Origin of the sequence: Glycomyces buryatensis, from assembly GCF_004912275.1 — a bacterium.
Classification (GTDB): domain Bacteria; phylum Actinomycetota; class Actinomycetes; order Mycobacteriales; family Micromonosporaceae; genus Glycomyces; species Glycomyces buryatensis.
In genome coordinates this window covers 1-816 of sequence record NZ_STGY01000011.1, presented here as the reverse complement: position 1 = coordinate 816, position 816 = coordinate 1, and the positions used below count along the sequence as shown (strand labels likewise).

At 60.8% G+C, this 816-nt stretch carries 1 protein-coding gene; it reads left to right on the top strand.

Features of this window, described 5'->3' with window-relative positions; genetic code table 11:
• A partial coding sequence (locus FAB82_RS26875; RefSeq protein WP_168801406.1) for a hypothetical protein occupies positions 1 to 668 on the top strand: 668 nt, incomplete at its 5' end.
• Positions 669 to 816: the final 148 nt, after the last annotated feature.

Genomic DNA, 816 nt, shown 5'->3' with positions numbered 1-816 from the left:
CGATCGGCGGCGACTCGTCGGGCGATGGCGACTTCAACGATTTGACGGGCACCATCTCCTCCTGGGAGATCTGTGAAGTCATCGACCCGGACGACGTCGCGGAGAAGATGGCCTACACCTCGTACAACATGGGGCCGGTCAGCCAGCCGTTGGGATCGGCGACCTCCCCCAACGCCCTGACTTGCCAGGCGGGCGTGGAGATTCCCGCCGGAGACGACCACGCCACGGGCGGCTATGAACTGTCGGTCGCCCCGGGGGAAGACGCCGACAAGGTCGTCGAGCGCTACGAGGCTCAGATTCAATACTGGCATGACGGCAACGACCTTCTGCAAGAAGGCGAAGAAGGCTGGGACGACTCGCTCGTCTACATGGATGAGGCGGTCGAGGGCCCTTGGAATGAAGGGCATGTGTTGGCCATGCAATCCTTCGGGTCCAGCAGCGGCTCTGTAATGGTTGCCATGCGCGCGGAGAACTATGCGGTTTGGGTCTATCTTCACATCCCGCCGGACCCGGGCATCTACTTCGGCGAGTCCATCGGCCTCGAGGGTGAGGAATTGGAAGCCCGTCGAGAAATGCCGTTCATCGAGACGGAAATTGCGCAATGGGCCGTCGAAGAGTACGCCCCTCAGGTATTCGACACCGTAACCACCGCGCTTGAGTCGGAATGATCGGTCCCGTCTGGGGGCGACCGATCGAAACAGTCTTGATGTTCGCAATCACGGCGGCAGCCGGATTTGTAATGGAATGAGGAGAACACAGCTGATGAGGCAGAAGGTCTTGTTGAGTGCCGGTGCAGCGGCTGCCATGTCGGGTGTA